16 protein-coding genes and 2 riboswitches are annotated in these 13,799 nt (G+C 25.8%); of the genes, 3 read left to right on the forward strand and 13 right to left on the reverse strand.

The genetic code is table 11. The annotated features are described in order from the left end of the window. Positions 1 to 9 precede the first annotated feature (9 nt). From BT993_RS03035 to BT993_RS03045, 3 genes are all read right to left on the reverse strand, one after another. On the reverse strand, positions 10 to 993 hold the full coding sequence (locus tag BT993_RS03035) for an ABC transporter substrate-binding protein (RefSeq protein ID WP_072593168.1): 984 nt from the start codon (positions 991 to 993) through the stop codon (positions 10 to 12). Continuing rightward, positions 990 to 1,739, reverse strand: coding sequence for an ABC transporter permease (locus BT993_RS03040; protein WP_072593169.1), 750 nt, complete (start codon positions 1,737 to 1,739; stop codon positions 990 to 992). Before BT993_RS03040 ends, BT993_RS03035 begins: the two co-directional genes overlap by 4 nt. Before the next feature lie 39 nt (positions 1,740 to 1,778). Continuing rightward, a riboswitch (TPP riboswitch) is annotated at positions 1,779 to 1,869 on the reverse strand. Further along, complete coding sequence (locus tag BT993_RS03045; protein ID WP_244147536.1) at positions 1,866 to 2,789, reverse strand: LysR family transcriptional regulator; 924 nt, start codon at positions 2,787 to 2,789, stop codon at positions 1,866 to 1,868. It overlaps the preceding riboswitch by 4 nt. Before the next feature lie 103 nt (positions 2,790 to 2,892). Beyond that, positions 2,893 to 2,992, forward strand: a riboswitch (purine riboswitch). A gap of 61 nt (positions 2,993 to 3,053) precedes the next feature. Between BT993_RS03045 and BT993_RS03050 the strand changes: the two genes are divergently transcribed. After that, positions 3,054 to 4,388, forward strand: coding sequence for an NCS2 family permease (locus BT993_RS03050; protein WP_072593170.1), 1,335 nt, complete (start codon positions 3,054 to 3,056; stop codon positions 4,386 to 4,388). A 56-nt stretch (positions 4,389 to 4,444) separates the two neighbouring features. Here the strand turns inward: BT993_RS03050 and tpx are convergent, their stop codons facing one another. From tpx to BT993_RS03065, 3 genes are read right to left on the reverse strand one after another with little or no spacing between them, the layout of a single operon-like run. Next, complete coding sequence (tpx, locus tag BT993_RS03055; RefSeq protein ID WP_072593171.1) at positions 4,445 to 4,939, reverse strand: thiol peroxidase; 495 nt, start codon at positions 4,937 to 4,939, stop codon at positions 4,445 to 4,447. Between the two features lie 56 nt (positions 4,940 to 4,995). Beyond that, entirely contained in the window at positions 4,996 to 5,349 is a 354-nt protein-coding gene (locus BT993_RS03060; protein WP_072593172.1) for a hypothetical protein, read from the reverse strand. Beyond that, positions 5,321 to 6,550: a DUF1576 domain-containing protein gene (locus BT993_RS03065; protein WP_072593173.1), complete on the reverse strand. Its 1,230-nt coding sequence runs from the start codon at positions 6,548 to 6,550 to the stop codon at positions 5,321 to 5,323. Before BT993_RS03065 ends, BT993_RS03060 begins: the two co-directional genes overlap by 29 nt. A 109-nt stretch (positions 6,551 to 6,659) precedes the next feature. Here BT993_RS03065 and BT993_RS03070 point away from each other — a divergent pair, with 109 nt between their 5' ends. Continuing rightward, a complete protein-coding gene (locus tag BT993_RS03070; RefSeq protein ID WP_072593174.1) occupies positions 6,660 to 7,349 on the forward strand; it encodes a copper homeostasis protein CutC in 690 nt (229 codons plus the stop codon). Positions 7,350 to 7,378: 29 nt separating this feature from the next. Further along, the gene (locus BT993_RS03075) at positions 7,379 to 8,053 is read left to right on the forward strand and encodes a TetR/AcrR family transcriptional regulator (RefSeq protein WP_072593175.1); all 675 of its coding nucleotides are present in this window, start codon (positions 7,379 to 7,381) and stop codon (positions 8,051 to 8,053) included. A 40-nt stretch (positions 8,054 to 8,093) separates the two neighbouring features. On the opposite strand, the gene BT993_RS03080 is transcribed toward BT993_RS03075, so the two are convergent. The 7 genes from BT993_RS03080 to BT993_RS03110 all read right to left on the reverse strand — a co-directional run. After that, entirely contained in the window at positions 8,094 to 8,804 is a 711-nt protein-coding gene (locus tag BT993_RS03080) for an ABC transporter ATP-binding protein (RefSeq protein WP_072593176.1), read from the reverse strand. Position 8,805: 1 nt separating this feature from the next. Continuing rightward, positions 8,806 to 9,564 carry an ABC transporter ATP-binding protein gene (locus tag BT993_RS03085; RefSeq protein ID WP_072593177.1) on the reverse strand — a complete coding sequence of 253 codons (759 nt, stop codon included), beginning with the start codon at positions 9,562 to 9,564 and terminating at the stop codon, positions 8,806 to 8,808. After that, positions 9,561 to 10,556, reverse strand: a complete 996-nt coding sequence (locus BT993_RS03090) for a branched-chain amino acid ABC transporter permease (protein WP_083557370.1) — start codon at positions 10,554 to 10,556, stop codon at positions 9,561 to 9,563. Before BT993_RS03090 ends, BT993_RS03085 begins: the two co-directional genes overlap by 4 nt. Before the next feature lie 2 nt (positions 10,557 to 10,558). Continuing rightward, the gene (locus tag BT993_RS03095) at positions 10,559 to 11,455 is read right to left on the reverse strand and encodes a branched-chain amino acid ABC transporter permease (protein WP_072593178.1); all 897 of its coding nucleotides are present in this window, start codon (positions 11,453 to 11,455) and stop codon (positions 10,559 to 10,561) included. Between the two features lie 40 nt (positions 11,456 to 11,495). Then, the gene (locus BT993_RS03100; protein ID WP_072593179.1) at positions 11,496 to 12,623 is read right to left on the reverse strand and encodes an ABC transporter substrate-binding protein; all 1,128 of its coding nucleotides are present in this window, start codon (positions 12,621 to 12,623) and stop codon (positions 11,496 to 11,498) included. Positions 12,624 to 12,782: 159 nt separating this feature from the next. Continuing rightward, positions 12,783 to 13,484 carry a S41 family peptidase gene (locus BT993_RS03105; RefSeq protein WP_072593180.1) on the reverse strand — a complete coding sequence of 234 codons (702 nt, stop codon included), beginning with the start codon at positions 13,482 to 13,484 and terminating at the stop codon, positions 12,783 to 12,785. Positions 13,485 to 13,505: 21 nt separating this feature from the next. Continuing rightward, on the reverse strand, positions 13,506 to 13,799 hold a 294-nt coding region (locus tag BT993_RS03110; protein WP_143604243.1), incomplete at its 5' end, for an IS30 family transposase.

A 13,799-nucleotide genomic window follows, 5' to 3' on the forward strand; every position in this document is an offset into this window, starting at 1 on the left:
AAATATATATTATTCTCCTAAATACTTATTTGTAAACCCAAAATCTTTTTCTATTGGATTTTCAAGTAATCCATTATTAAATAACCATGTATAGAATGTATTCCATCTTCCTGAATCTATATGCCCCCATTTAACTCCTTTATCTACATAGTAATCATTTAACCATTTTTGTGATTCTAATACTAAGTTTCTATCAAGTTCTGGTGCTTCTTTTAATAAAATATCAACAGATTCTTCAACATTTTCTATAGCATACATATATCCTTTTTCTATAGCCTTTAGTAAATTTGTAACATTTTCTTCATTATTTGATAAAAAATAGTTATTTGCTATTATAACAGGTGTGTAATAATCAAGTTCTGGTGCTACTTTAACATCTAAGAAATTAAATTCAAATCCTGCATTTTTTAATGCAATTCCATCCCAACCATAAAATATCCATGTTGCATCTGTATCTGTTTTCAATGCCTTTAATACATCCCATGAATAAGGTATTACATTAACTTTTTCAAAATTTGCACCTTCATCTTTCATTAGTTTTTTAATTACAGCTTGTTCTATAGGATCTTCCCATGTACCATAAGTTTTACCTTCTAAATCTTTAAATGAAGTAATATTTTTATTTTTTAAAGATACAAGACCTGATGTATTATGTTGAAGTATAGTTGCAATAGCAGTAACAGGTAATTTTTCCTTAGCAGCAAAATATTTAGCTAATGTATCTTGGAAACTTATTCCTAATTGTGCCTTACCTGTACCTATTAATTGAGCACTACTACCTTCTGGTGGTTGAACTATTTCTACATCTAAACCATATTCATCAAAATATCCTTTTTCTTTAGCAACAAAAAGCCCTGTATGATTAGTATTAGGAACCCAATCAAGAACAATAGTTATCCTCTCTTTTATTTTTTGACCATTTGTCTCAGCTTTTTTCATTCCACAACTTACCATTAAAACCATTGTGAAAAAGATAGTTAATATTTTTTTCATTTTTCCTCCCATTTAATTATATATTTTTCCATTTTAGAAACTAATGTCATAAGAAATAGACTTAATGCTGATATAAAAAAGATAATTGCAAACATTTTATCAAAAGAATATGATTTTCTAACACGAGTCATATATACACCTAGACCATAAAATCCTCCTAGCCATTCTGCTACTACTGCACCTATTAAAGAATATGATACAGAAATTCTAAATCCTGCAAAGAAATAATTTAAAGAACTAGGTAATTTAACATGTATATATTCTTGAACCTTATTAGCTCCCATAGATTTTAAAAGTATTAAACTTTCTTTATCAACTGACTTATAACCATCAAGCAAAGCAACAGTTATAGGAAAAAAAGTTGTAAGCATAACTAAAAGTATTTTAGAACTCATACCATATCCAAGCCACAACACAAGTAAAGGAGCTATAGCTACAGTAGGTATAGTTTGAGTTATAATAAGCATAGGCATGGTTGTTTTATACATGAATTCAAATCTATCCATAATTATTGATAATATAAAGGCAAAAAATGTTCCAAGCAAAAGACCACTAAATGCTTCTGTAATAGTATATCTTGTATGTTTCATTATTAAAGGAAAATCTTTAATAAAAGCTTCTATTACATCAATAGGTGATGGTAATAAGAATTTAGGAACTATTTTAAATCCAGATAATAATTGCCATATTATAAGTAAAAAAAATATTAAATAATAGCTAATTAATTTATCTATAATTTTTTTCATAAAAAAACTTCCTTTCTGCAAACAAAGGAAGTAAATATTTTAAATTAAAAAATACTTCCCTACGCCAGCATTATCTGTATCAGGTTTATGGGTATAATCTCAGCCTTTTAAAGCACCCCAAGATTTTTATTTTTTCTTAATTATACTATCTGTTTCAAATTTTATATTATATTGTTTAAAAAATTCAATAAAATTTGCTATCCATTTCTTATTTTCATTTTCTTTTAAATATACTAATTGGAATTTATCCTCAAGTTTATCAAATTCATGAACTAAATTCATTTTCTTTTCTTTGATTTCTTCATAAACACAATAATACGGTAGAACACTAATTCCCATACCATTCATTACAAGATTTTTAATAGTTTCGTTACTACCATTAACACTTATTTTTCTTTCAAAAGTATGGTTTATTATTTCTTCAAAATTTTCTATATATTTAGATGCAAGTTGAGTATCTTTTTTTAACATACTCATTTCTTTAATATCTTCTATTTTATTAATATATGGTGGTGCAATAACTACAAATGGATAATTATCAGTTTGTACAAATTTAAGATCTTTTTCATCTACAATTTCTTCTTCCATCATAGCTATATCTATTATTCCATCTTTAATATGATTAATAAGTGAAGCACTATTTTTAATATATAAGTCAAATTCAATCTCTTTATATTTTTTACTATAATCTGTGATAATTTTAGGTAAAAGAGGTTCTCCTATATTATGTGTAGCTCCAACTACAATTTTAGCTTTGTGATCTGAAACTATTCTTTTCATTTGATTTTCCAAACGAGATATTTTATTAAATATATCTTGCGACATTTTATATAATTCATTCCCTGCGAATGTAAGTTTAAAACTTTTAGAATTTCTTTCTATTAATTGTGTAGACATAGAAAGTTCAAATTTTTTAAGTTGTATAGAAACTGCTGATTGGCTTATAAACAGCTTTTTAGCAGCTTTTGTAAAACTTTTTTCATTACAAGTTTCATAAAAAATTTTTAAATGATGTATATCCAAACTTGTCATTCCCTTCTTTACATTCATTAATCAAATGTATAATTTATATGCTATTTATTTAATATTATATATTATTTGTTTTAAATTTTCAAGAAAATTTATCAGCTATTTACTTTTTTAATTTTTTATGATAATATGTTTATGTAAAAATCGTATATCTCCTTATAAATGGCAAGGAAGTTTCTACCCTAGAGCCTTAATCTAGGACTACGAAAATTATATATTTTAGTGTTGGACTTTCTTTTCTATTTTTAATGAGAACGATTTAAAAATACAGAAGGGAGTTTTTTTGTGAATAAATTTTTTAAATTTTACACTTATGAAACTAATTTTAAAACAGAGGTAATAGCTGGAATTACAACATTTCTAACTATGGCGTACATTTTAGGAGTTAATGTAGGTATACTATCTACAGCAGGTTTGCCAGCAAATGCAGTTTTCTTAGCAACTGCCGTAGCAGCAGCTGTGGCTTGTATATTTATGGGGCTTTATTCTAATTCACCTGTTGCACTAGCACCTGGTATGGGACTTAATGCTTTCTTTACATATACAGTTGTGCTTGAATATGGTTATACATGGCAAGAAGCTTTAGCAATGGTATTTTTATCAGGAGTGATATTCTTAATCATTTCATTACTAGGGTTAAGAAAATTAATCATAGAGTCTATACCTGCAAGTTTGAAACAATCTATAGGAGCTGGAATAGGATTCTTTATAGCATTTATTGGGCTTGTTAAAATGGGAGTAATAGTGGCTAGTCCTGCTACATTAGTTACACTAGGAAACTTTAAAAATCCTACTGTATTACTTGCTTTATTTGGATTATTTATTACAATTATTTTAATGAGCTTAGAATTTAAATCAGGAATTTTTATAGGATTATTTATTACTGCTGTAGTTGGTATCATTTTAAATAAAATAGGAATTTCTGGAATGCCTACAACACCAACACAAGTAGTAAGTGTACAATTTGACACTTCAGTAATTGGAGCATTTGTAGGTGGTCTAAAATCAATAATAACTAAACCTCAAACAATAATAGTTGTATTTACAATGTTATTTGTTGATTTCTTTGATACAGCTGGTACATTGATTGCAGTTACAAATAAGATTAATAATAATGGAAAAAAAGATTATGACATGGATAAAATGTTCTATTCAGATGCAATAGGTACTATAGTAGGGTCAGCTTTTGGAACTTCAAATGTTACAAGTTATATTGAATCTACTAGTGGTGTTGCAGTTGGTGGTAGAACTGGATTAACTTCAATAGTAGTTGGATTATTATTCCTATTATCTACTCTATTTTCTCCACTATTAACTGTAATATCTGGTATAGAAGTAAGTGGAGTATTCTTAGAACCTGTAGTTGCACCATCACTTGTAGTAGTTGGTATTTTAATGGCAACTCAACTTTCTAATGTTGATTGGCATGATTTCTCGACTGCATCATCTGGATTTATAACTATAGTAGTAATGATATTATCATATTCTATAGCAGATGGTATAGCAGCTGGATTTATTGTATATGTATTAAGTAAATTATTTACAAATAAGAATAAAGAAATTGGAAAAGTAGTTTGGTTCTTATTCACAGTATTCTTATTATATTTCATATCAAGATAATAACAAACTTCCCATAACTTATATAATAAAAAATGGTAGATTCCTCTACCATTTTTTTATATGTTACTTAATACTTTTAATGCTTCTTCATAATTTGGTTCACTTTTAATTTCTTGACAAACTTCTACATGAGCTAATTTACCTTCTTTATCAATTACAAATACAGCCCTTGCAAGCAACCTTAACTCTTCTATTAACATTCCATATTTCATCCCAAAATCAACATCTTTATGATCTGAAATAGTAATTGCATTATTAATTCCATTAGCACCACAGTATCTATTTAATGCAAAAGGTAAATCATTTGAAATAGTTATAAGTACTGCATCATCAAATTTACTTATTTCTTGATTAAATTTAGTTGCCTGTATAGCACATATACCTGTATCTATAGATGGAAAAGAAGTTAATACTATCTTTTTACCTAAATAATCAGTTAATTTAAACTCACTTAAATCTCCTTTCAATGCTTTGAAATCAGGTGCCATTTCTCCTAATTTTACTTGATTTCCAATTAAAGTAATTGGATTTCCTCCCATAGTTATTTTCATAATGTTTCATTTCCTTTCTTTTATATTTATCAAATCATCTTAAACTATAGTTTTTACTATAATTTAGATGACTTATTTTTTTTAATTTCTACAATAAATAATAATTCATTATTTTCATAATATATTCTTACATTATCTGCAAGTAAAAATAATAATTTCAATTCATCTTCCTCAAAAGGTTCTCCCATTAATTCCCAATAAAAATTGTATTCTCTATTTTTATGACTTGCAAGTTTTGAATTTATAAATTCTAATTCATCATCTGACATATCTATATTAGAGCTAGATATTATTTGAAATATATTCTCTTTTTCTTCTATTTCTACTTTAATTTTTTTCCCATTCTTAGATAAAAAATATTTAACAAGTTCATCCATCATTTTAATTATTATTTTTTCTTGTTCTAACAATATTTATCACTCCTTTAATTTCTTCTATTATTGGAACATAAATTGATGCTACTATTCCTGCTGCAAGTCCATTATTATACAAATTCATTCCTCCGTGCACACTACCTATTTGTGTAGCCACTGAAAAATGAAGCATTCCAGCAATTATTCCTAAATACCAACCATATTTCCCTGCTATAGGGGCAAGAGTTGTTGAAAAAAATACTGTCATCAATAATACAGTTTCATCTACACTACTACTTGTAAGATAGTACATAATAATAACACCAAACATTATAGGTAAAATATTTTTTAAATGCTTTCCAAAACCACCAAAAGAAACTACCGTAAGTATTGCACAAATTACAGTTCCATTAAACACCTTAAAATATACTGGAAATATTAAACATACAAGTCCAATCATACCCATATTTAAAAATGTTGCATAAAAACCCTCTTCATGAACAAAGTCTGTTACTAATCTTCCTGTATGTTTATGTATACTTCTCATATTCTCAAATATATTTTTATCATTTATATACCCTATTATCATCATTAAAGAAAATAGTATTAAGAAAAATATAAATGGTGAAGTATAGAAAATATTATTGTAGTTTCTATTTACATCAAATTTAATTCCAAATGATAGAATAATTGAATATAATATGATACCAAATAAGCCTCCAGCAAATCCTGTATTATATAGATTATATCCACCATGATATAAAAGAGTATGTTTAGTAATTATAGGCATAATAAATCCTATGAAAATTCCTAATATAATCCCTAGTATTCCTAAAGAAAATACTATAGGTGCAAGTGTTGTACTCATCATAGCAATAGGAATTACTGTCTTAAATTCTATACCAACAAACTTAATATAAATATATGTACCTATATAAAATGGTATAATATTATATATATTTTTACCCATAAAACCAAAAGATAAATTAATTAATACAGAAACAATTAATAATCCATTTAATTTTAAATCAAAAACATATATTAAATACATATTAAATAAACAAATTATTCCAGCATTAAAAAAAGTTGCTCCTAAATTTGAAATATAAAAATAGTCTGATATTAATATATCATTAGTATTTAATATCTTATATATACCCTCAAATATTTCTTTTGGACTATTTAAAACAAAAGCATAAAGTAATATTAATAAAGGTATCATTAAAAAATAAATGTATTCCTTTGTTTTCTCTTTCAAATTTTACCTCCTAATATATATTTTAAATTATACCCTTAATAAATACATATTGCAATTTAAATATTTTTTTATCATAGTATTTAGGGTATAATATGCTTGGAGGTATAAAATGAATATAGAAATCTGTGCAGGTAATATAGAAGATATAATAATAGCAGAAAAATTAAATATTTCAAGAATAGAACTTAATCAAGGATTAAGTGTCGGAGGATTAACTCCATCATATGCGTTAGTAAAACAAGCCTTAAAAATTTCAACTAAAGATATAGTTGTTATGATAAGACCTAGAGAGGGTAATTTTACATATACAGAAAATGAATATATGATAATGAAAGAAGATGCAAAATATCTATTAGAATTACCTATAAAAGGTATTGTTTTTGGATTTTTAAATCATGATAATAGTATAGATATACAAAGAAGTCAGGAGTTTATAACTCTAGCTAAAGAATATGGTAAAGAATCAATATTTCATAGAGCAATAGATGTAAGTGATGATTATATTAACAACTTAATACTATTAAAAAAATTAGGTATAACTAGAATACTAACATCAGGTCATGAAAAAAATGCAGAACTAGGTATAGAAAATATTAAAATAGCTATAAAAGAAAACTTACCCATTATAATTGGGTGTGGAATAAATATTAATAACATTCATAAATTTAAAGAATTAGGTATAAAGGATATACATGGTTCATTTTCTAAAAAAATAATGAATGATTATGAAATAGATTTTGGAAATTATACAATCTTAGACCAAAGTGTCGAAAAATATATTGACTTTAAATCTTTTTAGTATTAAACTGTAATTAAGAGGTGAAATACATGGAAAAAAAGAAATTATTACAAGAAAAAAAACAAAATGTAATAGTTCAAAGTGCAAATCTTTTCTTTAGAAATGGATATGTTAATACTGGTGTTCAAGATATATTAGATATATGCCATATCCCAAAAGGCTCTTTTTATTATTACTTTAAAAGTAAAGATGATTTACTATTACAAGTAATAGATTATCATAGAGAAAATATTTTAAAATTATTTGAGGAAAATGTAGATGATTTATCTATATACAAACTTAAATCCTTTTTTTCTATTTTTCTAAATAATTTTGCAATCATAGAAATAGAGGATAATGACAGTGTAGATAAAAATAAGGAAAATGATTTATTATTCGGCATACTTAATAATAATACTAAAAAATTTTATGGTGGATCCCCTTTAGGTAATTTAAATTCAGAACTTTCTAATTTAAGTGATGAAATTAATGCAAAACTAGTTGACGCATATTCTCAAATAGAAAATAGAATATATTTTTTCTTAGAAACATTAAGCATAGTTCATAATAAATATAAATCAGAATTTATAGATTATTATACTTATTTACTTATAAACAATCTTGAGGGAACTTGTCTTAAATTAAAAAGAATGAAAAATAAAGAACCAATAGAAGAATTTTTAAAATTCTTTGATATATTAATAGATAAAATGATAAATGATTAATAAAAATAGTACTACCAATTTGTGATAGTACTATTTTAAATTAACCCCCTAAATAAGCTTTCTTAATAACTGGATTATCTATTAAATCTAGTCCTTTACCCTCAAGTATTATTTCTCCTGTTTCAATAACATATGCCCTATCAGATATTTCAAGCGACATCTTAGCATTCTGTTCAACAAGTAATATAGTTACATTTTCTTCTTTATTAATTCTTTTAATAATTTCAAATATCTCTTTAACTAATAATGGTGCAAGTCCCATAGATGGCTCATCTAATAAAAGTAGTTTAGGTTTAGACATTAATGCTCTTGCCATAGCTAACATTTGTTGTTCTCCCCCACTCATAGTTCCAGATAATTGATTTTTTCTTTCTCTAAGTCTTGGAAAAAGTTTAAACATCTTTTCTAAACTTTCCTTTATTTCCGATTTTGGTCTTGTAAAAGCACCCATCATTAAATTTTCTAATACAGTTAATTCCGTAAAAATTCTTCTACCCTCAGGTACATGTGCCATACCTTTTGAAACTAATTTATGAGCTTTAACATTTGATATATTTTCTCCAAATAATGCTATTTCTCCTGACTTAATCTTTAAAAGGTTAGAAATTACATTTAAAGTTGTACTTTTACCTGCACCATTAGCACCAATAAAAGATACAATTTCTCCTTTATTTATATAAAAAGAAACATCTTTAATTGCATGTATTTTATCGTAAAATACATTAATATTGTTCACTTCTAGTACTTTCATCTTAATCTCCTAAATATGCTTTAATAACTTCTTTATTATTCTGTATTTCACTTGGTTTTCCACTTGCAATTACTTCTCCGAAATTTAATACATATATTCTCTCACAAATACCCATTACTAAATCCATATCATGTTCAATCAGTAATATAGATATATTAAATTCATTTTTTATCTTTTCTATTATTTTCATTAACTCATAAGTTTCATTAGGATTCATTCCTGCTGCTGGTTCATCAAGCAATAACAATTTAGGCGAACAAGCAAGTGCCCTAGCTATTTCAAGTTTTCTTTGATTACCATAAGATAGTGAATCTGCCCTATGTTCTGCTATTTCATCTAAATCAAATATTTTTAAAATTGATTTAGCTTTTTCTATACTTTCATATTCATACTCTCTAAATTTCCTAGTTCTAAACATTGCATCTAGTGTTGAATAATCTTTCTTTTGGTCTAAAGAAATTCTAATATTATCTAGTACTGTTAATTGCTTAAATAATCTAATATTTTGAAAAGTTCTTGACATTCCAAGAGCAACTATTTTATGAGTTTTCATATGAGAAATATCCACATCATTTAAAAATATTTCTCCCTCACTTGGCTGATACACTCCTGTTAATAGATTAAAAAATGAAGTCTTACCAGCACCATTAGGACCTATTAATCCAACTAATTCTTTTTTATTAATTTCTACATTAACATCTTTAACAGCAGTTAATCCACCAAATTTTAATGTTAAATTTTTAGTTTCTAATAGTTTCATTTTATCACCTTCTGTTTAATATCTTTTAGGTATTTTAAGAAAGTTGGTATAGTAAATTCATTAGTTCCTAATATACCATCTTTTTTAAATATCATTAAACTAATTAATATAAGTGAATAAATTAAAAATCTATATTCTGATACTTGTCTTAATACCTCATTTAATAATGTTAAGAAAGTTGCAGATACAACTGCTCCTGTTATACTTCCAAGACCACCTAAAACTACCATTACTAATATTTCAATAGAAAATACAAAATTAAATTTATCTGGCGTTAAACTTCCAAGATTATGTGCAAACAATGCTCCACCTATACCAGCAAAGAAAGCAGAAAGAGTGAATCCATAAATTTTAGCTTTATTAATATTAACTCCCATATTTTCAGCAGCTATTTCATTTTCTCTTATTGATAAAAGTTGTCTTCCTTTTTTAGATATTAATATCATTATCATTAATATTGAAGAGATAACAACTATCAAGAACACATAACTAAAATTAACTATATCAGGTATTCCATTTAAACCTGCAGCTCCCCCTAAAAAATCAATATTTTGTATTATATACTTTACTATTTCTCCAAATGCAAGTGTTATTATTGCTAAATAATCTCCTCTTAATCTAAGAGTTGTCATAGAAACTAAAGTTCCAAAAAGTGATGCAATTATTGCTCCAAAAATACAAACTATAACTAAATGTAGAAATGAATGTAAATTAAAACTATATAAACATTTAGAAAAAACAGCTGATGAATATGCTCCTATAGATATAAACCCTGCATGTCCTAAATTAAGTTCACCCATAACTCCTGTTGTAATATTTATACTTAAAGCAAATAAAATATATATTAAAATATTTATGTAAATACTCGCCTTATAACTAAATATACCATCTCCTATGATAGAATATTGTAATATCAAATATATAACTAATATCATTAAAAATGATACGATATAGTTAGTTTTATTTAATTTTAAAATATTTTTCTTTTCCATATTTAAACCTTTTCCTTTCTATTCTTACCAAATAATCCATTAGGTTTAAATAATAGAATGATGATTAATAAAATAAATACTATAGGATTTGCCCAAGTAGATGAAATATATCCCTTAACATATGTTTCAAGAAGTCCCATCACATATCCACCTACCATAGCTCCCGGTATATTACCTATTCCTCCAAAAACTGCAGCAATAAATGCTTTAAGTCCTGGAAGTAATCCCATATATGGGTCTATTCTTGGATAAGTAAGTGCATACATTACTCCACCTAAAGAACCTAATGCTGAACCTATAGCAAATGTTAAAGATATAGTAAAATCTGTATTTATTCCCATAAGTTTTGCTGCTGATATATCTTGTGAAACTGCCCTTGTAGCCTTTCCCAAGTTAGTGTATTTAATAAATATATGTAATAATAACATACAAAATAGAGTAGCTATGATTATAAAAAAGCTTAAATTACTAACTCTTATACCAAATATACTAATGTATTCTGAACTTGATAAATATCTTGGTATAAATTCAGATTTAATAATTTTCGGAGATGCTCCAAAATATATTAAAGCTAAACTTTCAAGTAAAAAACTTAACCCTATTGCAGTAATTAATACATTCATACGTGATGAATCTCTTAATGGTCTATATGCTAATCTTTCAATAACTATACCTAAAACAGAACAAAATATTATGGATAATATTAAAGCTGTAGTTAATCCAAATCCTCTGTTTACCGCTACAAAACTAATATATGCTCCTATCATTAATATATCTCCATGGGCAAAGTTAATTAATTTAACTATTCCATAAACCATAGTATATCCTAAAGCTATAAGTGCATATATACTACCTGTCTGTAATCCATTTATCGTTTGATCTATAAAATTTTTAAACATCTTTTCTCCTCAAAAAATTGTGCTCATTAAGAGCACAACTTTAGAATTTTTCTTTTAATACTAATTTCCCGTTTTCTATTGTTAAGAAAGAAACTACTTTCTTAGGGTTTCTATTTTCATCAAATTCTAATTTTCCTGTAACTAATTCTAAGTTCACTTTATTTAATGCTTCTTTAACTGCCAAGCTATCTGATGTATTTTCTACTGATTTTAAAGCCTCTACAAGAATAGTAGCTGCATCATATCCTAGTGCTGTAAATAAGTTAGGTTCTTTAGAATATTTTTCTTTAAATTTAGAAATAAAGTCCATACTTAATTCTGATGTATCATTTATATCAAATTGAGTTGTAAATATAGCTCCCTCAGCTACATCAACAAAGTCTGTTTGTATTCCATCCCAACCATCTGCACCAAAGAATTTAACATTAAGTTCCAACTCTTTTGCTTGAGATAAAATTAATCCAACTGTGTTATAATAATCAGGAACTAAAACTGAATCAAACCCAGAATTTTTTATATTTGTCAACAATGATTTAAAATCTTTATCTTCTTTAGTATATTTTTGTTCAGAAAATTTTAAATCAATTTGTTCTGCAACCTCTTTAAAACTATTAGTTATTCCAACTGAATAATCACTTGAAGTATTTGTTAAAATTGCTACATTTGAATATCCTAATTGCTTAATATATTTAGCTAATACCTCTCCTTGGAATGGGTCTGTAAATGTAGCTCTAAATACAAAGTCCTTATTTTCTGTAATATCAAACCTTGTACCTGCTGGTGTTATCATAGGAATTTTAGCCTTTTGTGCAAGCTCTGCAATTGCAAATGAATTTGCTGAAATTGCCTCACCTAATATTGCATCAACTTTATCAACAGATATCATTTTTTTCATTATATTTACTGCTTCTTGTAAATCACCTTTAGTATCTTCAACTATTAATTCTATCTTTTTACCATTAATTCCACCCTCATTATTTATTTGAGAAATTTTAAATTCTATTCCCTCTTTTATTGCAACTCCATATTGAGATAAATCTCCAGTTAAAGGTTCAGGAACACCAATTTTAATAATAGACTCAGTTCCTCCTTTTACATCAACTTCTGCTTTATTACCACAGCTAAACATTATAAAAAGTGTTAAAACTGATAATATTATTTTTTTCATTACTGATTCCTCCTTTATTTTTCGATAATATGATTATATCACAATATATCAAATATATAAAATATATATATTAAATGATTATCATTAATAATATGAATATATAAAAAGATGATTCTAAATCCTAAATAAATTAAGAACCTTGAATCATCTTTTCTTTTATCATCCTATTTTCTTTATTAATTCTTTAACCACATTTTCTATATCTTTACCATCTTTAATCCAAATATCTGGATAAAATCCTATTCCCTCACCACGGTATTCTTTAGGAACATAATTACCAAATTCTGGTATTTTTAATACTAGGTTAGAATTTTTTAGAATGTAATTACTCCCAGCATTTGTTATAAAAGTACCACTAGAATTTGAACCTAAAACATACACATTTTTATAATCCAGTATCTTTAACATAGAAATTGTAACTTCACTAGAAGAGGCACTTTTATCATTAACAATTATGAAAATTTTGGCTTTTCCTCTTTTTTTAGCAACTTTTTCTACTCCTTTTTTATAGTTATCATAACTATATTCTAAATATCTAATAACCTTATTAGATGTATTACCAATTAGATTAGTAAAATCAAATGGTAAATCGTAATATTTTCTTAAAAGATATTCTATAGAATTTGGATAACCTCCTAGATTTCCTCTTAAATCTATTATTAAATTCTTATCTTCAATTTTTTCATCTTTTAATTTATCAAATAAATATTCTTCTAAAGTTTTACCATTTAAATCAATATTTAAAAAAGTTGGTAAACTTAAGTAAATATAATCTTTTTCAATTTTTAACTGAAAGTTATTTAAACTTTTAGTAAAAATTTTATTAAATTCTATTTCTTCATAGCTATTCCTAAATTCCAAAAGTAAATGTCCAAAAACAACTTAAACAAGATTTAAAAGACATTCATAAACTTCATAAGATGTTGAAGAATTGAAAATTTTTCTAGGATAATTATTCATAAAATTTTCAATAAATTTAACATCTTTTTTTCTTAATTTATTCATAGACCTACCCTTAGGAATAAATCTCCTAATCATCTTATTATTATTTTCATTACTACCCCTCTCATTAGAACAATAAGGGTGAGCAAAATACCACTTAATACCTAAATCAGTAATATACTTAACATTAGAAAACTCAGAACCATTATCAGAAGTAATAGAATGAATTAAATA

The organism is Streptobacillus ratti (genome assembly GCF_001891165.1).
Taxonomy (GTDB): Bacteria; Fusobacteriota; Fusobacteriia; order Fusobacteriales; family Leptotrichiaceae; genus Streptobacillus; species Streptobacillus ratti.